This window comes from Mucilaginibacter sp. McL0603 (assembly GCF_049992945.1).
Taxonomy (GTDB): Bacteria; Bacteroidota; Bacteroidia; order Sphingobacteriales; family Sphingobacteriaceae; genus Mucilaginibacter.
Genome location: NZ_CP188251.1, coordinates 116,949 through 135,155, shown reverse-complemented (window position 1 = coordinate 135,155; position 18,207 = coordinate 116,949). Strand labels below are relative to the sequence as shown.

General features: G+C 40.0%; 19 protein-coding genes. 14 read left to right on the top strand and 5 right to left on the bottom strand.

All coding sequences use genetic code 11. From position 1 onward, the window contains the following. Positions 1–72: 72 nt before the first annotated feature. The 3 genes from ACPPVU_RS00645 to rsfS all read right to left on the bottom strand — a co-directional run bounded on the left by ACPPVU_RS00645 (position 73) and on the right by rsfS (position 3,379). Positions 73–711 carry a LutC/YkgG family protein gene (locus ACPPVU_RS00645; RefSeq protein WP_426669755.1) on the bottom strand — a complete coding sequence of 213 codons (639 nt, stop codon included), beginning with the start codon at positions 709–711 and terminating at the stop codon, positions 73–75. Positions 712–792: 81 nt separating this feature from the next. Then, entirely contained in the window at positions 793–2,910 is a 2,118-nt protein-coding gene (ftsH, locus tag ACPPVU_RS00640) for an ATP-dependent zinc metalloprotease FtsH (RefSeq protein WP_426669754.1), read from the bottom strand. 94 nt (positions 2,911–3,004) lie between these two features. Further along, positions 3,005–3,379 carry a ribosome silencing factor gene (rsfS, locus tag ACPPVU_RS00635; protein WP_426669753.1) on the bottom strand — a complete coding sequence of 125 codons (375 nt, stop codon included), beginning with the start codon at positions 3,377–3,379 and terminating at the stop codon, positions 3,005–3,007. A 15-nt stretch (positions 3,380–3,394) separates the two neighbouring features. On the opposite strand from rsfS, the gene ACPPVU_RS00630 reads away from it, so the two are divergent. From ACPPVU_RS00630 to ACPPVU_RS00610, 5 genes are all read left to right on the top strand, one after another. After that, positions 3,395–4,195: a biotin--[acetyl-CoA-carboxylase] ligase gene (locus ACPPVU_RS00630; RefSeq protein WP_426669752.1), complete on the top strand. Its 801-nt coding sequence runs from the start codon at positions 3,395–3,397 to the stop codon at positions 4,193–4,195. 71 nt (positions 4,196–4,266) lie between these two features. Continuing rightward, positions 4,267–4,719, top strand: a complete 453-nt coding sequence (locus tag ACPPVU_RS00625) for a protein-disulfide reductase DsbD domain-containing protein (protein WP_426669751.1) — start codon at positions 4,267–4,269, stop codon at positions 4,717–4,719. 39 nt (positions 4,720–4,758) lie between these two features. Then, positions 4,759–6,459, top strand: coding sequence for a protein-disulfide reductase DsbD family protein (locus tag ACPPVU_RS00620; protein ID WP_426669750.1), 1,701 nt, complete (start codon positions 4,759–4,761; stop codon positions 6,457–6,459). A gap of 125 nt (positions 6,460–6,584) precedes the next feature. Then, on the top strand, positions 6,585–7,565 hold the full coding sequence (pfkA, locus tag ACPPVU_RS00615) for a 6-phosphofructokinase (RefSeq protein ID WP_426669749.1): 981 nt from the start codon (positions 6,585–6,587) through the stop codon (positions 7,563–7,565). Positions 7,566–7,620: 55 nt separating this feature from the next. Then, complete coding sequence (locus ACPPVU_RS00610) at positions 7,621–8,673, top strand: hypothetical protein (RefSeq protein WP_426669748.1); 1,053 nt, start codon at positions 7,621–7,623, stop codon at positions 8,671–8,673. Here ACPPVU_RS00610 and ACPPVU_RS00605 read toward each other — a convergent pair. Both ACPPVU_RS00605 and ACPPVU_RS00600 read right to left on the bottom strand, forming a co-directional pair. Beyond that, positions 8,668–10,779 carry a PAS domain S-box protein gene (locus tag ACPPVU_RS00605; protein WP_426669747.1) on the bottom strand — a complete coding sequence of 704 codons (2,112 nt, stop codon included), beginning with the start codon at positions 10,777–10,779 and terminating at the stop codon, positions 8,668–8,670. The genes ACPPVU_RS00610 and ACPPVU_RS00605 overlap by 6 nt on opposite strands. 174 nt (positions 10,780–10,953) lie before the next feature. Further along, positions 10,954–11,484, bottom strand: coding sequence for a 5' nucleotidase, NT5C type (locus ACPPVU_RS00600; protein ID WP_426669746.1), 531 nt, complete (start codon positions 11,482–11,484; stop codon positions 10,954–10,956). 149 nt (positions 11,485–11,633) lie between these two features. Between ACPPVU_RS00600 and ACPPVU_RS00595 the strand changes: the two genes are divergently transcribed. The 9 genes from ACPPVU_RS00595 (at position 11,634) to trmD (ending at position 18,205) form a co-directional block, all read left to right on the top strand. Next, positions 11,634–12,182 (top strand): 30S ribosomal protein S16, encoded by a 549-nt coding sequence (locus ACPPVU_RS00595; protein ID WP_426669745.1) that lies wholly within the window; start codon positions 11,634–11,636, stop codon positions 12,180–12,182. Positions 12,183–12,635: 453 nt separating this feature from the next. Continuing rightward, positions 12,636–13,160 (top strand): ribosome maturation factor RimM, encoded by a 525-nt coding sequence (rimM, locus tag ACPPVU_RS00590; protein WP_426669744.1) that lies wholly within the window; start codon positions 12,636–12,638, stop codon positions 13,158–13,160. A gap of 122 nt (positions 13,161–13,282) precedes the next feature. Beyond that, positions 13,283–14,590: a hypothetical protein gene (locus ACPPVU_RS00585; protein WP_426669743.1), complete on the top strand. Its 1,308-nt coding sequence runs from the start codon at positions 13,283–13,285 to the stop codon at positions 14,588–14,590. Positions 14,591–14,664: 74 nt separating this feature from the next. Then, complete coding sequence (locus ACPPVU_RS00580; RefSeq protein WP_426669742.1) at positions 14,665–15,579, top strand: hypothetical protein; 915 nt, start codon at positions 14,665–14,667, stop codon at positions 15,577–15,579. Beyond that, positions 15,576–16,022 (top strand): hypothetical protein, encoded by a 447-nt coding sequence (locus ACPPVU_RS00575; protein ID WP_426669741.1) that lies wholly within the window; start codon positions 15,576–15,578, stop codon positions 16,020–16,022. The genes ACPPVU_RS00580 and ACPPVU_RS00575 overlap by 4 nt, the downstream gene beginning before the upstream one ends. Beyond that, on the top strand, positions 16,012–16,212 hold the full coding sequence (locus tag ACPPVU_RS00570) for a helix-turn-helix transcriptional regulator (RefSeq protein ID WP_426669740.1): 201 nt from the start codon (positions 16,012–16,014) through the stop codon (positions 16,210–16,212). The genes ACPPVU_RS00575 and ACPPVU_RS00570 overlap by 11 nt, the downstream gene beginning before the upstream one ends. 50 nt (positions 16,213–16,262) lie before the next feature. After that, on the top strand, positions 16,263–16,655 hold the full coding sequence (locus tag ACPPVU_RS00565) for a VOC family protein (RefSeq protein ID WP_426669739.1): 393 nt from the start codon (positions 16,263–16,265) through the stop codon (positions 16,653–16,655). 10 nt (positions 16,656–16,665) lie between these two features. After that, a complete protein-coding gene (locus ACPPVU_RS00560; protein WP_426669738.1) occupies positions 16,666–17,394 on the top strand; it encodes a VOC family protein in 729 nt (242 codons plus the stop codon). 133 nt (positions 17,395–17,527) lie between these two features. Then, positions 17,528–18,205, top strand: coding sequence for a tRNA (guanosine(37)-N1)-methyltransferase TrmD (gene trmD, locus ACPPVU_RS00555; protein WP_426669737.1), 678 nt, complete (start codon positions 17,528–17,530; stop codon positions 18,203–18,205). The last annotated feature ends 2 nt before the right edge of the window (positions 18,206–18,207 follow it).

Below are 18,207 nucleotides of genomic sequence, written 5' to 3'. Positions count from 1 at the left end.
AAACACACCGTTTTTTAACGGTATTTTCATATATGATAGTGAGAAAATAATAAGGAGAAAAAATGGGGCAATTTACCCGTCCAGCAGAAATACAAAAAGCTCTTTTGGGCCATGAGCGCCTAAAACAAGCGTTTTTTCGATGTCAGCAGTACGGCTTGGGCCGCTTACCGTAGTGATCATAGAAGGTAGCTGATTGCCATATTTACTTTTTATATGTTTGAAGCCGTCTTTGAGGTCGGTTACTAACTGCGAGGTATAGGCTAAAACAATATGTACAGGAGGATAAATACTAAGACGGCGACCCGCCATGTTGGCGTTTGATAACAGAATACTTCCGTTACGCGCAATTAGTGCTTCGCATAGTGTAAGTCCTACTTCGGCCTGGTCAAAGTCCTTATCTGTTTCAAAAAAGGGATAATCGTAACGGGTTAGTATATCCTGCAAAGCGGGTTCCCAACAGTATATTTTATGCCATTGGTGCTGATCGGCGAGATTCAATAGATTTTCAATAAACTGCACCTCATCTTCGCAAAAAACAAATTGACCGGATATTGCCGTAAACTCCTGGGCAAATACTACTTCAAGTATTTCATCATTTTGAGGGTAATGAGGCAGGTCTTCGAGATTGGGATAGGGATTATCCCTTTTCTCAAGCAAAGCTTTGCGGATCTTTTTAAGCAGCTTTTCCTTTGATGTTGTAATATCCCTCATTTCTGAAGCTAAAAGCCAAAAGCTAAAAGCAAAAAGACAATTTAGCTTTGGTCTTTCTGCTTTTAGCTTTCAGCTAGATTTTTATTCTTTATCGCTTTTTTTTGCTTCTTTTTCTTCCGGGTTCCTCTTAAAGGTTCCTGAATGGTCGGCAACTCCTTCATGGACAAGGTTGTCGGCTACCGCCTCCTGGTTACCACCTTCTGCGCCATTTACAAACTCATCGTAAGTGGTGCGGGTCTCAAATGGACGCTTGCCTAAAATCTCTTCCAGATCTGACTGGAACAGGATTTCTTTTTCTAATAGCTTATCAGCTAATTTAATCAGGCCATCACGTTTATCGATAAGCAATTTTTTAGTGCGGGCATAAACATCGTTGATCTGGTTGCGAACTTCCTGATCTATCAATTCAGATGTTTTTTCTGAATAAGGTTTATTAAACTGGTATTCACCCTGAGTATCGTTGAAGGAAACATTACCTACCTTCTCGTTCATACCATAAATGGTAACCATAGCATAAGCCAGTTTGGTGATTCTTTCCAGGTCGTTTTGTGCACCGGTAGAGATTTTACCAAAGGTAATATCCTCAGCAACACGTCCGCCCATAGTCATACACATACCGTCTTCCAACTGTTCTGTAGTATACAGGAATTGTTCTTTTGGTAAATATTGTGCGTATCCTAAAGCAGCAACTCCACGCGGAACGATAGAAACCTTTACCAGCGGATCAGCATGTTCAAGGTACCAGCCAGCAATTGCGTGGCCTGCTTCGTGGTAAGCCACAATGCGTTTCTCTTCAGGAGATATGATCTTGTTCTTTTTCTCAAGGCCACCGATCACACGGTCAATAGCATCCTGGAAATCCTGCATATCAACAGCTTCTTTGTTTTTACGGGCTGCTATCAAAGCGGCTTCGTTACAAACGTTGGCAATTTCGGCACCGGCAAAACCAGGTGTTTGTGCAGATAGTTTTTTGGCATCAACGCCTTCGGCCAATTTAACCGGTTTTAAGTGTACCTTAAATATCTGTTCACGACCAATCAAATCTGGTTTATCAATAGATACCTGCCTGTCAAAACGGCCCGGACGCAATAGAGCAGAGTCCAATACATCAGGACGGTTAGTTGCTGCAAGAATGATGATACCTGAGTCGGTACCAAAACCATCCATCTCAACCAATAACTGGTTCAATGTATTTTCGCGTTCGTCATTACCGCCTACAATGTTGTTTTTACCGCGGGCACGACCGATTGCATCGATTTCATCAATAAATATGATACATGGGGCCTTGTCTTTTGCCTGGCGGAACAAGTCGCGCACACGTGAAGCACCTACACCCACAAACATTTCTACAAAATCAGAACCTGACAGCGAGAAGAATGGTACTTGTGCCTCGCCTGCTACAGCTTTTGCCAACAGGGTTTTACCTGTACCCGGCGAACCGATAAGCAAAGCGCCTTTAGGTATCTTACCACCCAGATTAGTGTATTTTTTAGGATTTTTTAGGAAATCTACAATTTCCATCACTTCCTGTTTGGCTTCTTCTAGACCAGCCACATCATTAAAAGTAACTGATACCTGTGCTTCTTTATCAAACAAGGTAGCTTTGGATTTACCTATGTTAAATATTTGTCCGCCCGGGCCGCCACCGCTTCCGCCTGACATACGGCGCATAATAAATATCCACACAGCAGCAAATAAAACCACCATGATAATGCCTTGCACCAGCCAGTTTCCTAAAATACTTTCGTGCTGGGTAAACTCGATTGGCGTCTTTTGCGAATCAGGAAGATCCTTTTCTGCATTAGTTACCGTTTGCTTCAAGCTTTCATAAGATGCATCCGTAAATTGATACTGCGGACCATTATTTGTAGAGCCCGTAATCGACTTTTGTTCGCGAACATCTGAATATTGTGGTTTTCCGAGTGCATCTTTCTTAATGTAAACTTCTACAACTACAAGGTCACCATTTTTGTAGGCGACCAGTTTTTCAGCATCATGGTTTTTTAATATGTTGGTATCAAAAAACTGATAGCTGATAGTTTTTACAACATTGTTGCTGGACAAATAACCAACCCCAAGCAACACCAATATAACAACAGCATAAAGCCACATAATATTAAACTTGGGCGGTTTGGGCGCAATTTTTTTATTAGGAATTTTTCGGATAGGTTTTGGATTCTCTGATTTATTATCTTTCATTTCTTTCTAGATCAAACTTACGATCATTATTTTTAAACAATTTAGGGGGACTCAGCACAAGACGCTTGTCTTGACGCTTCTGTGACGGATTTTTTTAAGCGCTTTTATAAAATTTAATTTCCGCATCGCCCCACAAGTCCTCTACACCATAAAATTCGCGCTTATCGGTTCTGAAAATGTGTACTACTACATCAACATAATCCAGTAGTATCCATTCGCCATATTCAAGACCCTCTTTACGCCAGGGTTCTTGTTGAGTTGCTTTAAAAATCTCATCTTCAACGCTATTGGCAATAGCTTTCACCTGTGTGGTCGAGTCGGCGTGACAAATCACAAAATAATCAGACACCGAACTAAATATATTACGAAGGTCTAACCTAACAATATCATTTCCCTTCTTTTCCTGAATGCCGAATATAGCCAATTCAGAAACATAAGCGGATTCATTTAATACCTTGTTTTTTACCATCAAAAAGAATTAGTTTTGAACGATCTGGAGTTACACATTATTACTTTGCAAAATAACATATTTTCAGGATTATTTGTTGGACAAAATTTAATCACAATTAATAAAGTTGATTCTACAAATAATTATCTAAAAGATTTACTGTCAAATTCCAAGCCAGTAAGCGAAGGAACGGTCATTATGGCAGAAAGCCAGTATGCGGGCCGTGGTCAGCAACAAAACCGCTGGCATAGCGAGGATGGCAAAAATCTGACGTTTAGCATCTTATTAAAACCAATTTTCTTACCTGTTACCCAACAATTTGATTTGACAAGAGCAGTAAGCCTGGGAATAATTAATGCGTTAGAGCCTCATTTAGGAGCACAATTAAAAATAAAGTGGCCAAACGATATTTATTTTGAAAACGGCAAACTTGGCGGTATATTGATAGAAAACATTGTACAAGGCAATCAAATAAAAAATTCGGTGGTTGGTATCGGTTTAAATATTAACCAGGATACTTTTCCGGCGGATGTGCCTAATGCAGTGTCATTAAAACAAATCTTACGCAAGGATTACGATTTGAAATTATTATTATCAGACATTTGTAAAAATATTGAGGCGGCCTATCTTAATCTTAAAGCAGGCCGTTTAGAGTTTGTAAGGAATGCCTACCTGGAACGACTATATTGGTTAAATGAGCATAAAATGTTTAAAGCCGGGGGAAGGATATTTGAAGGACTAATAAAAGAGGTTAAAGATAATGGCTTGCTAACCGTATTTGATGGAGATGTAACTTCAGAATATAATCAGAAAGAAATTGAATTTTTGAATAAATGATTAGCGTCCGAAATCTATTTTAAAAATAAGATAGTATCAGACCTGTAAATAATTGAACCAATAAATTAAAAATGAAAAAACTATTGCTTTTAGTGGCCGTCTTAATGATCAGTGCGGGTGCTTTTGCCCAGATCGAGACGCCTGTAAAATGGTCGTATGCGGCTAAAAAGTTAAATAATAACGAAGCTGTAATATTTTTACGCGCCACCATACAGGATGGCTGGCATATTTATTCACTAAACGTAAAAGATGGCGGCCCGATAAAAACATCTTTCAAATTCACCCCGTCAAAAGAATATGCTTTGGTTGGCACAACAAGCGAACCAACCCCGTTGACCAAATATGAAGATGCATTCAAAATGAATGTGAGCTACTTTGAAAAAACGGTTACTTTTCAGCAAAAAATAAAACTCAAATCAGGCAACCTATCTGCCATAAAAGGTCAGTTAGAATATATGACCTGTAATGATAAAAAATGCCTTCCTCCTGAGGATGTTGATTTCACTGTTTCTTTAGGTAAATAAGCCTCGCTGAAAATGACATCTTCAATCTCAAAAAGCTGTATGAAAACGATATGGTGTGCACTTGTTGCAATTTTATTTTTATCGTTTGCAGGTATAAATAAAGCCCAGGCTTTCCAAAAAAAATCAGCCGATACGGTCTCGACCAGTGATGTGCAGTTTACCGATATCAAAACCGCTGCTGATAGTGCAGCTGAAAAGAATAAGGCCGCAATAAAAGCTACACAAGAGGCTGTAAAAACGGCAAGCAAAGCATCGGGTGCACAGGTTGCAAGTCCGGATAAGCAACAAACACTGTGGCAAATATTCATTGCCGGTTTTTTGGGTGGATTTGCTGCATTTTTAATGCCTTGTATATACCCGCTTTTACCGTTAACAGTAAGCTTTTTCACAAAAAAAGGAGGCGGCCGTACCAATGCAATTTTTCAATCGCTGTTATATGGATTATCTATCATTGTAATATATGTAGCTTTAGGGTTGCTTATTACTTTGTTTTTCGGTCCATCAGCATTAAATGGATTGGCTACCAATGGCATATTTAATTTCTTCTTTTTCCTGTTGCTGGTTGTTTTTGCCATATCCTTCTTTGGCGTTTTTGAGATAACATTACCCGGGTCATTATCAAACAAGCTGGATTCAAACTCTGAGAGGGGTGGCGTGATCGGTATATTTTTTATGGCCGCTACACTTGTTGTAGTGTCATTTTCGTGTACTGGTCCTATCATCGGTTCTGTATTAGTAGGAGCTGCAACAAAAGGTGAGCGATTGGGGCCGGTTATTGTAATGTTTGGTTTCTCGCTGGCTCTTGCGTTACCGTTCACACTTTTTGCATTGTTCCCTTCCGCATTAAAAAGCTTGCCAAAATCAGGTGGTTGGCTAAACAGTGTGAAAGTGATACTGGGATTTATCGAACTCGCATTCGCTTTAAAATTTCTGTCAAACGTTGACCTGGCATATCACTGGAATTTGTTTGATCGGGAAATTTTCCTGTCATTATGGATAGCTATGGGTATTTTAATGGGCTTGTATCTTATTGGTAAGATCAAATTTTCTCATGATAGTGACTTACCTTACTTATCTGTTCCACGCTTATTCATCTCTATAATTGTTTTTGCTTTTGTGGTTTATATGATCCCAGGTTTGTGGGGTGCACCATTAAAATCAATAAGCGCGTTTTTGCCACCACTAAGCACACAGGATTTCGATCTTTCTGCCGGTGTAGGAGCGAGTCCTGTTCCTGTTAACAACAGCAGCATAAAAGATAAAAAATACGAAGAGTTATTTAGGCGTTTGCCTAAAGTAAAGGGTATTGACGATTGGTATGACTATGATCAGGCGATAGCTGTATCCAAACAACTGCACAAACCCATCATGATTGATTTTACGGGATGGAACTGTGTTAACTGCCGTAAAATGGAATCGAATGTGCTCCCTAACCCGGATGTACTGAGGCGCTTACAAAATGATTTTGTAGTACTGCAATTGGTAATTGATGATAAAACAGAATTGCCTGAAGCAGAGCAAGGTACTTCCTCTCTTACTGGTAAAAAGATCACCACATTGGGTGCAAAATGGCTTGATTTTGAGATCACTAAGTTTAATTCAAACGCACAGCCGTTTTATGTTATCATTAATGAAAAGGGTGAGGTGCTTGTGCCACCGCAGGGTGCAATTTTTGATATACCCGGATTTATAACATACCTGGATAGTGGAATAGACGCCTATAAAGCTTACAAAAAATAGTACAGAGCCAAAAATTAATGTAAATTCGCGGTGAAAATGATAGTGTTATTGTAACACCATTATTTTCAATAATATTATTGCGTTTACTTAGTTTGAAGGCGATGTAAACCGCCGGAATACCAAAAATGGCTCACATAACAAATATCGGACTTTATACTTCAGGCGGTGATGCGCCGGGGATGAATGCTGCCATCAGGGCAGTGGTACGTGCATCTTTATTTTACAATATTAAGGTTACCGGCATACGCAGGGGCTATGAAGGAATGATCACCGGTGATCTTTTCCCGATGGACCGCCGGTCGGTTTCAAATATCATTCAAAAGGGTGGGACCATTCTAAAAACAGCGCGCAGCGAACAGTTCAAAACTAAAGAAGGCCGCCAGATAGCCTATGATAATCTTAAACAGTTTGAGATAGATGCGCTGATCGGTATTGGTGGTGATGGTACCTTCAGAGGTGCTAAAGAATTTGGCGACGAGTTTGATATGCCGATCATTGGCCTGCCGGGTACGATTGATAACGATATGATGGGTACTGATTTTACTATTGGTTATGATACCGCTATAAATACGGTAATCAACGCAGTGGATAAGATCAGGGATACTGCCGAATCACATGACCGCTTATTTATAGTTGAAGTGATGGGCCGCGACTCAGGCATGATCGCTTTGCGCACCGGTATTGCATCGGGTGCCGAAAATATTATCATCCCTGAAAGCAAATCAGGCCTGGCCAATTTGTTCGACAGGCTCGAAAATGGCCGCAAGGATAAAACCTCGCGTATAGTTATTGTAGCCGAAGGTGAAAACGAAGAAGGCGGAGCATTTGAGATAGGCCGCAGGGTAAAAGAGAAATTCCCACATTTAGATACACGCGTTTCTATCCTTGGTCACATACAGCGTGGCGGAAAGCCAACTTGCATGGACAGAGTATTGGCAAGCCGTACAGGCGTTGCTGCGGTTGAAGCATTAAAGCTGGGCTATCGTAATGAGATGGTCGGTATAATTAATAATGAGATCATGTTTACACCATTTGAACATGCCATTAAGCACCATACTGATATTGATCCAAACATTACAAGAATAGTAGAGATGCTATCTTTATAATATTGTAATATTCACTTATATTCGAAAAGAGCTTCGGCTCTTTTTTTATTTCAAGATGAATATAAAGAAAAAGGTTGGTGGGGGATTGGTGCTTTGCCTGTCCTTATTATTACTCTTATCATTTCAGACCCCAAAACCCGATCAAACTAATCTGACCATATCTCGGATACTTTGGTTTTATAGTCTTAAAAAACAATTGGCATTACGAGCGTGGCCCGGGTTTGATGGGTCGGATTACAATGTTGATTTAGCCTATTTCACCTCAAAAAGTACTTTTCTTATTGATCCTGAAAACGCACTAAAAGGAAAAAATAAATTACAGAAAGTCTATTCGACAGAACAAATTTCTATTTACAGTACGGAAAGATTAGATACAAACCAATTTCACATGTCAACAGCATATGAATCACAGGATAGTACTTTATTTTGGTATCAGCACCCCGTCATGATGTGCAGTGATTATGAAACTACGCATCAAACGCAACAGGATGTAAATGATTTGCAAACTTGGGCAACTATGGTTATGCACGAATATTTTCATGGTTTCCAGTTTCGGCATAAAGCATTTATACGGTATGCAAATGACTCAATAACCGTTAGTAATTCACGCCTGCAATCGTATTATGATAACTATGCATGGTTTAAACAAAGCATTGAAAAAGAAAACAGCCTTTTATTGGCATGTTTAAATACCTCGGATAACCATCAGGTTGAAAAGCTATTTAAGCGTTTCAAATATTTAAGAGAGCACCGTAGAAAATATTTTTCAGCATTGATGAAATTCAATTTAGGGCCACAGGAAGATTTTCTTGAAAAAATGGAGGGCAGTTCACGATATATCGAATTCAAATTATACAAAACCTTCTCTAAAATCCCACGAAACAAGCGGTTAGAAAGAATAGACACCGCTTACAAAAAAAATATTTACAGAAATTTTAATCTGAAACAAAAGTCATGGATGTACCAATCCAATTCTATCCGATATTTCTACTCAACGGGTTTTAATATGATACGGTTGATGGATAAACTGAATATTTCATATAAGGAAAACTTTTTTGATGATAACAACCTGACACCATATCAAATCCTATGTCAACATTTATTATAGCGGGAACCGGCTATCAATAAAGGTTTTATTTACGATAAGGCGGATAACCCCATCAATCTCCTGAATTACAGTATTCAAATGTTCCATGATCTGCTTATTTTCAGGATTGCTGAAGTTTACCGTGTCCAGGATATTGAGTAAGCCCATCATACTGGCAACAGGCCTGCGCAATTCATGTGAACTTAGTGATGCAATATTTTTTAAACGCTCATTTTGTTCTATTAAGGCCTCCTCTGTTTTGAGTCTTTCTGTTATATCCCGGGCAAAACATCCCACACCTATAATCTCTTCTTTTTTGGCTTTGTAGATAGGATTAAAACTTACTTCGAAAAAGGATGATTCTTTGCTGTCAGGATTAGGGCTTTCGTGCCTGGTAATATAACGTTCACCTAAAAAGGCACGATGGTAATAGGAACGCCATTCCTCGTTGATCTCTTCTGTATGGCCCGAGTGTGCATAAGCGTCATCTCCCTCTACTGGCATTATACCTACTGTTTCAACTATCCGCTTGCGATAAGCGCTGTTCATATAGACATACTTACCATCCCGGTCGATAGACCATGTTAGATCCTCGGTATTATTGATCAGTGCTTCAAGGTTGTTTTTTGTCCATACGATCTCCTCCTGAGCCTGTGTTTCGTATGTAATATCCCGAACGAACACAGCCAGGCCTTCAGATACAGGGTAGACAGTTGTATTAAACCACTTATTTACAGATTTAAAATACTTCGTAAACTGAATGCTTACCTGCTCGTCCATAGCTTTGCGATAAGCTTCTTCAAATTCAGTAGCTACAATGCTGGGGAAAATATCCCATATCACCGATCCTATAATTTCATCCTTATGTCTACTGGTTATCCTTTCAAAAGCGCTATTTATTTTTACAAATGTCCAGTCTTTATCCAAAATAAAAAAAGAGTCAGAAATGCTTTCGATAAAACTGTTAAGTCTTTCTGAGGCTTTTTTAATTTCCTTCTCTATCTCGATGTTTTGCGTAAAATCCTGCCCCACGCCTTGCAATTCATTTACTTCGCCGTTCTCATCGGCAATGGCTATAAACTCCCATTTTATCCAATGGATATTACAGTCATCGTCTTCTTTGCGATGTCTTAGGCTAATAACCCTGCCCGGATTTTTGATGCAATTTTTAAATGCCTGTTCGCATACTTCTTTTTCTTCCGGCAAAGCCATGTCAGAAAAAGATTGTCCTATTATATCCTGTTTTTTGCACCCTAATGTTTTAAAGAACCATTTATTGGCAAATGTGAAAAGATAATCAGCATCTATTCGTACCAGGAAATTGGTTTGCGAATCTATCAGGGAGGTCAAAAACTGTTCGCGTCGTTTCAGGTCTTCCTGCTGTAATACTTTTTCGGTAACATCTGTAGCTATAATGATGCGGCAGCTGTGATTATCATACTTAATTTCATGGCCTGTTATTTCAGCATAAACAATTTCACCCTTTTTGTTTTGATGTCGCCATACTCCGGCATTGTTGAAACCATGCAGGCTGCTTTCGGGTATAGCCTTTTTGTACAGATATTCGTTAAATTTTGCCAGATCGAACCTTGGTCGGATATCGCGGATAGTCATTGTTAAAAATTCTGCCTCACTGTATCCATAATGATGGAGGGCTGCATTATTCACTTTCATAATGCGTAACGTAGGCAATTCATATATCCACATTGGGGTGGGATTATTATTGAACAGCATACTGAAATCGCCCAACGACTCTTTCATGTTAAAGTTGATCTGTCGTTGATCTGACACATCATTAATAACACTCAACAATATCTGTTTACCGGTTTGCTCATCAAAGTAATAACGTTTTTTTTGGTGTACCCACTTAATTTTTCCGCTCTTGGTGAAGATGCGGTAGGTTAGATCAAGCCAATCCTCAGCATCGGTTTTGGGGCTTGCTGAAAGCACCTCATGGCGGTCGCGTGGATCTATAATTTCATCCCAGAGCCCAGTATTTTGCTGAAAATCTTTAGCGTGGTAACCTGTAACAGCGTGTATACTCGGGCTAATGAACAGGTATTCTTGTTTGTTTACATCAAAGGCCCAAACGCAATCGTTTAATGCCGCAAGAAAATTATTTAGCATATGTTATTGCAAAGCTGGCTACCCTATAAAGTTAAAATTTTTTTACGACACTATTTAATTGAATCAAGAATGAAGAGCCAGGAATCAAGATAAAACTAAAAACCGGCTGATATAAAGCTTAACGGCGGCTTCTTCAAAGGTCTTGACTCTTGATTCTTAACTTTTGTTTCCTTTTTATAATAATTTATTAGCCACTTCGGCCCAGGTATTTACCCTTTCGTATTCGGTAATTAAATGGTTGTGGGGTGAGGAGTATAACAACTTACGACCGTTAAAGCCCACAAAGTTTCTGATCCGGTCATCGATCATGATCTGTACGTCAACGATCTTGTGTCCGCAGAAAATTATGTTTTTCCAGCTGATGAATGGGAAATGTTCAGCAAGCCAGTCGTGTTTATCGAGTAATGAGTTTGGGAATTCCATAGCGGCCGAAACAATGTAAACATCATATTTATCGCACAAAGCTTTTACCACTTCCTGGCTACCCTCCATCACTTTAAGATCCCTAAAAAAGCCGGGCTGGTGAATATACTGGCGTAAAGTTGCTCTTATTTCTTCGGGCAGCAGTTCGTTAAACTCTTTTCCATCCATTTGGTCAAGCCTGATCACGGTATTGTGTTCGCGTTTGTAGAGTTCAATAAACTTGTCAATGGTGTCGGCTATCACCTCATCCATATCAATGGCGATGCGTATTTTGTTTGTCATAATTAAGTGGCGGCAAATTGCCAATAATTTTTTTAAAGTGCCTATAATTTAATTGTTTATGAGGTTTAAAAATTAAAATAAATTTTTCTACCTTTGCATCCCCGCAGAAGGAGACTCCGGGGATAATGTTGAATACATAAAATTTAAAAATGGCAACTAAGATCAGACTACAAAGACACGGTAAAAAAGGAAAACCTTTTTACTATATCGTAGTGGCAGACGCGCGTGCTCCAAGAGATGGCCGCTTCATTGAGCGTTTAGGTTCATACAACCCAAACACTAATCCCGCTACTATTGACATTAATTTTGACAAAACTCTTGATTGGGTAAACAACGGTGCTCAGCCTACTGACACTTGTCGTGCTATCCTTTCATACAAAGGAGTGATGTACAAAAAACACTTACAGGGTGGCCTTAAAAAAGGAGCTTTGACCGAAGAACAAGTTGAGTCTAAATTCCAGGCATGGCTTGATCACAAAGACGGCAAGATCACCGGTAAGAAAGAAAGCTTAACTACTGCAAAACAAGATGCGCGTAAAGCTGCTCTGGCTGCAGAAGCTAAGAAGAAAGAAGAAAAAGCTGCTGCGATTGCTGCTAAAAATGCTCCTCCTGTTGAAGAAGTTGCTGAAGAAGAAGTTGAAGCACCAGCTGCTGAAACTGAAGCTGATGCATCAGCTGAAGCTGAAAGCGCTGAGTAATTTTAATAGAAGCTTATTTAATAGCGAAGTGGCCCTGGGGTACTTCGCTATTATTGTTTAATTACTATCCATTTACGTTTTGATGGATGCCCTGTAAGGGCTATAGCTTTGTAGTATTATAATAAAATATTGGTTTTGCCCTGTTAGGGGCTGCCCTTGTAGAATTGTATTGCACCTAACGGCGCAAATATCGTTTTGATTGTTTGTTTTCTACAAAGCGATAACCCCGATGGGCAATGTCATTAAGTTAAGGAAAATGAGAAGCTAATTCTTCTCACCAAGCTTGCAGCCTCACCCTGCCCTCTCCAAAGGAGAGGGTTCTAAGAAAGAATGAAGTTAAAGTCCTCTCCTTTGGAGAGGATTTAGGTGAGGCTAAATTGCCAGACTTCCTAACTTAATGACATTGCCCGATGGGGTTTTTAAAGTGGCGGTTATTATTGTTAAAGACACAAAATGAAGATAGAAGACAGTTTCAAAATAGGGAGCGTTATCAAAACCAAGGGTTTAAAGGGCGAGATACAGTTTTATGTAGATTTTGAAAACCTGGACCTGGTTGATTTTAATGCCGTGTTTATTGATATGGAGGGCAAACTGGTTCCTTATTTTTTAGAATCGATCAAATACCATTCTAATAATACTGCCTATCTTTTTTTGGAAGATGTAGATACCATTGAAAAAGCATCCAGACTGGTAAAGAAAGACATCTATCTGCCTAATAAATTAAAACCTAAAAAGAAAAGCGGCGATTTTACACTGATGGACCTGCTGGGCTTTACCGCTGTAGATGAAGACGAAGGCGAGCTGGGCAAGATCACCAACATACAGGAATTACCCCAACAACTGATAGCGACTGTTCACTATAAAGACTGCGAAGTGCTTTTCCCACTCAACGAGGAAATTATTAAGGGCATTGATGTGGTTAAGGGAATTGTTAGGGTTGATTTGCCGGAGGGGTTGCTGGATATTTATTTGGAGTGATTCCCTGGCTATTGATTTCTTAACTTCTATTATTTCTGTATAGCTTACAACAGACCTGCAAATTATTGAGGAATTTTTATATTTAGTGTCACGGATGGTATTTTATCTCATCTTATACAAATATGAAGAAAGCCCTTACCATCCTTATTTTTCTGTTTGTTTTTAAGACAGTCTTTGCACAGGAAAAGAACCCCGATTTTATTACTACCGACATTGACAATTTCTGGACAGCCTTTGATAAAATTGTTACTACAAAAGATAGTGTAAAACAATATTACTATATAAACCGGCTTTTTATTGAAAAGGGTACGCCCGGACTAAAAGCCATGATGCAGGCAAGGGCCTATACCAACAAATCATATATTGATGCAATAAACAGTTATCCTTTGTTCTGGAATTCCATCAGGCCAAATATGTTTAAGGCAAAAAAATTTGCAGCCGATATTTCTGTGAATGTGCTTAAGCTGAAAAAACTTTATCCGGAACTAAAACCGGCTAAGATATACTTTACTGTAGGCGCTTTTAAAAGTGGTGGAACCACATTGGACAGCATGGTGCTTATAGGAAGTGAAATTGCAATGGCCGATGAGCACATAGAAACAAAAGAGTTCCCTTCAAATTACGGAGCATTAGTAACTTACTTTAAGAGTAACCCCATAAATATTGTTGTATTTACTAATATCCATGAGTACGTACACACGCAGCAGAAAACTACAGAGGCAAATAGTTTGCTTGCACAGAGTGTGTTGGAGGGCGTTGCGGAATATCTTGCTGTAAAAGCGACGGAGCAACCATCTACTCTGCCTGCATTAAACTACGCGAAAAGTAATGAAGAAAGAGTTAAGCAGGTTTTTGCGTCGCAAATGTTTAATCCATCTTATGGTTTTTGGCTATATAGTAATGCCGAAAATGAGTTTGGGGTAAGGGATTTGGGCTATGCTGTAGGTTATACTATATGTGAGAAGTACTATAACGATGCGAAAGATAAAAAGCAGGCCATCAAAGAAATGATCGAACTGGATTACAACAATGAAAATGCCCTGGCCAAATTTGTTGATCGCTCGGGGTATTTGACAAAACCTATCCAAACCCTTAAATATGAATACGAAGAAAGCCGGCCCAAGGTAGTTGATATTAAACCATTTGTGAATAATGCTTTAGATGTCGACCACGCCGTCACACAAATAACCATTGAATTTTCGACCCCTATGGACAAGCAGCGAAGAAACTTCGAATTAGGGCCTTTGGGTAAAGATAATCTGCTTAAGATTAAACGTTTCACCGGATTTTCAGAAGACGGCAAGTCGGCAGTTTTTGAAGTTGAGCTTAAACACAACCAGCATTATCAATTGGTTATCGGTGATGGCTTCCGTAGTAAAGATGCTGTACCTTTAAAACCTTATTTGATAGATTTTTATACGAGTAAATAATTATTAATTTTTTTGTCAAACATTTGACATTTGTAAAATAAACTTTACATTTGGTATATCAAACTTGACAAAAAATGAAAACACGCTTTTTATTTCCGAATTGGTTGAAGCCTATAGGATGGATATTAGCTCTTCCCGATTTTGTTTTGGGTTATATGGCCATTTACCGGGATTATAAGATCTCCGGCTTTGGTGTATCTATATGGCCGCGCAGTCCGCTTTTCCACGGCCCGGTTTACCAGGATCTGACTAAGACATTGGTTTTGCTACTGGTAATTGTGGGATTGTTCCTTGTCGCATTTTCGAAAGAGAAAAAAGAGGACGAGCTAACAGCCAGGATGCGGCAAAATGCTTTGTACTGGTCCGTGCTGATCAACTACCTGGCCTACCTGGTTTGGCTAATGGTTACTATCGCCATGGAATTACTTAGGCTGGACAAAGATCCGCTTGGTGGCTTTGCCGATATATTGGGCATGTCGATCTATAACCTGTTTACTCCGTTGCTTATCTTTATTGCTCGTTACTATTACCTGCGTTACAGCAAAAACGGGGAATACATAGTAGGCAAGCTATATTATCTGCCCGAAAAACCCTATAAGTTTATTGGTAAGCTGATCTCTATTCCGTTATTAGGCGTTATCCTGTTCCTGTTTATAGTTAACTGGTTTGGTAGGGGAAATGGCGACCTATCAGGCACTGGACTGGACATAATGCTTTTGTTTCTGCCCTTAAGTTTATTGGTATGGGGTTACAGTAGGCAAAAAAATGAAGATGAGTTTATTTCGACATTGCGGTTGGAATCGATGCAATTAGCGGTGTATGTAAATTACGCTGTTTTATTGCTGGCTAATTTCTTCTTTTTCTTTACTGATTTTATGGTGGTGATGTTTTTTAACCTCGGCACCATTGCATTTTTCTTTGTGCTGCGTTTTAATTACATCTTGTGGAAATACAACAATGACCACCTGAAAGGAAATCTTGCTATATGAAAAACCATTTTTTATTCCCCTACTGGTGCCGCTACCTGGGCTGGGGACTTGTGATACTGCATGTGCCACTCAGTATATTAGGCAGATCGCACGGGATGACTAATATATTGGATCAAGGACCGGGCAATCAAGGCGCATTTACAGGTGAACATCTATTTTTTATAGGTACTACTTTACTGATGACGAGTGGCTTATTCTTAGTGGCTTTCGCCAAAGAAAAAATTGAGGATGAGCAGATATGGCATGTCCGGCTGGACTCATTACGATGGGCCATTTATATTAACTACCTGATTTTGATCATCAGCCTGGTATTTATAGAAGATGTTGGGCACATGTTGGAGTTAAATTTATGGGTGCCGTTGATATTCTTTGTTATTCGTTTCAGATGGGTGATTTTTCGGTTGAACCGTTCATTAAGCCGGGAGGGGGATCATGAAAAATAACATCCGAGTTGAACGTGCCATAAAAGACATTACCCAGGCTGATCTGGCCGAGCAGGTCGGCGTGTCCCGGCAAACAATTAATACGATTGAGAGTAATAAATATGTGCCTTCAACAGTCTTAGCATTAAAAATTGCCCGGGTATTTGGTAAGCCGTTGGAAGAGATATTTATGCTGGAAGAAGGGGATTGAAGATAGAATCAAGATGTAAGAATCAGGAGACAAGAAAAATAGCAATCAAAATGACACAGAAAACAACTTTTGTACCTCAACTGATCATTGGTCACGGCGTTACCGATATTAGCTTTTATACTGAGGCTTTTGGAGCTAAGGAACTACAGCGGTGGAGTAATGACGACGGAAGCATCCATGTTGCAGAACTGGAAATAGATGGCGCTATGTTTCATTTACACGAAGAAGTAACGCGGAACAATAGTATAAGTCCGGCAAGTGCTTCGGGCACAACAGTGATAGTAGGCCTGATGGTTGATGATGTGCATGCGGTATTCGACAGGGCAGTTGCGGCAGGTGCCAAAGCGATTTCCCCGGTAACGGATTACGATTATAGATATAGGCAGGGAGATGTTATGGACCCTTTCGGTCACCATTGGCTAATTGAGAAAATATTGAAATAAGATCATCAAAATGAAAAACTTAAAAGAACCCACCCTTGGCAATGGCAAAATTTGCTACGTCGAGATCCCTGCAAACAGCATTGAGGAATCATCTTCTTTTTATCATAAAGTTTTTGGGTGGCACGTTCGTAAGCGCGGCAATGGCAGTACTGCCTTTGATGACGGAATATTCGAAGTAAGCGGAACATGGGTGTTGGGGCGCAAACCGTCTACCGAGGCTGGGTTATTGCTCTCCATTATGGTGGATAGTGTGGCCGAAACCATAGAAAAGATAACTGCTGCCGGCTGCAAAATAATTAAGCAGATGCCGATAAGCGATACGGAGATCATCGCCTGGTTTAATGATCCAGGCGGCAATGTGATCGGTTTGTACCAGCATCCCGGTGGTGGCAATGGTAAGATATGTTATTTGGAGATACCAGCCGGTGATATTCCCCAATCCGTAAATTTTTATGAGGCAGTATTTGGCTGGCCTATCAGAAAAGATAATCATGGCAGTGCTGCATTTGACGATGGGGTAGGTGTGGTAAGCGGTATGTGGACAACGGAATATAAGCCATCTCCGGAACCGGGTTTGCTGATTTATATCATGATGGATAGTGTGGAAGAAACGATTGACGCTGTTATCGCCAACGGCGGTAAGATTGTTCAGCCTATAGGAATGGATGCACCCGAGATCACCGCCCGTTTCAGTGACCCTTTTGGGAATGTGCTAGGCCTTTATCAGAACCCGGTGTAAAGAGTCAAGATACAAGAATCAAGAGCCAGGATTATAATTTTTATACTCAAGCTGGTTGTTTATGTGAGTTCAAAATTCATTTTTATACCATATATGTCTTGTATCTTGTATCTTGCGCCCTGATTCTATAAGGATGCGTTTTGATCTCATAACCGTTTTGCCTGCTTTGCTCGAAAGCCCATTTGCACATTCTATTTTACAGCGTGCGCAAAAGAAAGGCATAGCGGAGATCCACGTACATAATCTGCGCGATTATGCTACCAACAAGCAAAAAAGCGTGGATGATTATCCTTATGGTGGCGGCAGCGGAATGGTGATGACGATTGAGCCATTTGCCAAATGCATTGAAAAACTGAGGGCTGAAAGAGATTATGACGAGATCATCTTCATGTCGCCGGACGGGGAGACATTGAACCAGTCGATCGCCAATCAATTATCCATCAAAAAAAATATCATCATTCTTTGCGGGCATTATAAAGGTATCGACCAGCGGATACGCGACATCTACGTAACCCGCGAAATTTCCATAGGCGACTACGTACTTTCAGGCGGTGAACTGCCTGCGGCGGTATTGGTTGATGCTGTGGTTCGCTTAATCCCAGGTGTGTTAAGTGATGAAACTTCGGCATTGTCGGATTCTTTCCAGGATGATCTGCTGGATGCGCCGGTTTATACCCGTCCTGCAGATTGGAACGGTCATAAAGTGCCGGATATCCTGCTAAGCGGCAATACCCCCGAAATTGAAAAATGGCGTTTTGAGCAAGCTGTGGAGCGGACGAAGACCCGGAGACCCGACCTGCTGAAAGACTAATT

Excerpts from the sequence above, each read along its gene's own strand:
- ACPPVU_RS00645 (WP_426669755.1), bottom strand. The coding sequence starts at position 711 with ATGAGGGATATTACAACATCAAAGGAAAAGCTGCTTAAAAAGATCCGC.
- ftsH (WP_426669754.1), bottom strand. The coding sequence starts at position 2,910 with ATGAAAGATAATAAATCAGAGAATCCAAAACCTATCCGAAAAATTCCT.
- rsfS (WP_426669753.1), bottom strand. The coding sequence starts at position 3,379 with ATGGTAAAAAACAAGGTATTAAATGAATCCGCTTATGTTTCTGAATTG.
- ACPPVU_RS00625 (WP_426669751.1), top strand. The coding sequence starts at position 4,267 with ATGAAAAAACTATTGCTTTTAGTGGCCGTCTTAATGATCAGTGCGGGT.
- ACPPVU_RS00620 (WP_426669750.1), top strand. The coding sequence starts at position 4,759 with ATGAAAACGATATGGTGTGCACTTGTTGCAATTTTATTTTTATCGTTT.
- pfkA (WP_426669749.1), top strand. The coding sequence starts at position 6,585 with ATGGCTCACATAACAAATATCGGACTTTATACTTCAGGCGGTGATGCG.
- ACPPVU_RS00610 (WP_426669748.1), top strand. The coding sequence starts at position 7,621 with ATGAATATAAAGAAAAAGGTTGGTGGGGGATTGGTGCTTTGCCTGTCC.
- ACPPVU_RS00605 (WP_426669747.1), bottom strand. The coding sequence starts at position 10,779 with ATGCTAAATAATTTTCTTGCGGCATTAAACGATTGCGTTTGGGCCTTT.
- ACPPVU_RS00600 (WP_426669746.1), bottom strand. The coding sequence starts at position 11,484 with ATGACAAACAAAATACGCATCGCCATTGATATGGATGAGGTGATAGCC.
- ACPPVU_RS00595 (WP_426669745.1), top strand. The coding sequence starts at position 11,634 with ATGGCAACTAAGATCAGACTACAAAGACACGGTAAAAAAGGAAAACCT.
- rimM (WP_426669744.1), top strand. The coding sequence starts at position 12,636 with ATGAAGATAGAAGACAGTTTCAAAATAGGGAGCGTTATCAAAACCAAG.
- ACPPVU_RS00585 (WP_426669743.1), top strand. The coding sequence starts at position 13,283 with ATGAAGAAAGCCCTTACCATCCTTATTTTTCTGTTTGTTTTTAAGACA.
- ACPPVU_RS00580 (WP_426669742.1), top strand. The coding sequence starts at position 14,665 with ATGAAAACACGCTTTTTATTTCCGAATTGGTTGAAGCCTATAGGATGG.
- ACPPVU_RS00575 (WP_426669741.1), top strand. The coding sequence starts at position 15,576 with ATGAAAAACCATTTTTTATTCCCCTACTGGTGCCGCTACCTGGGCTGG.
- ACPPVU_RS00570 (WP_426669740.1), top strand. The coding sequence starts at position 16,012 with ATGAAAAATAACATCCGAGTTGAACGTGCCATAAAAGACATTACCCAG.
- ACPPVU_RS00565 (WP_426669739.1), top strand. The coding sequence starts at position 16,263 with ATGACACAGAAAACAACTTTTGTACCTCAACTGATCATTGGTCACGGC.
- ACPPVU_RS00560 (WP_426669738.1), top strand. The coding sequence starts at position 16,666 with ATGAAAAACTTAAAAGAACCCACCCTTGGCAATGGCAAAATTTGCTAC.
- trmD (WP_426669737.1), top strand. The coding sequence starts at position 17,528 with ATGCGTTTTGATCTCATAACCGTTTTGCCTGCTTTGCTCGAAAGCCCA.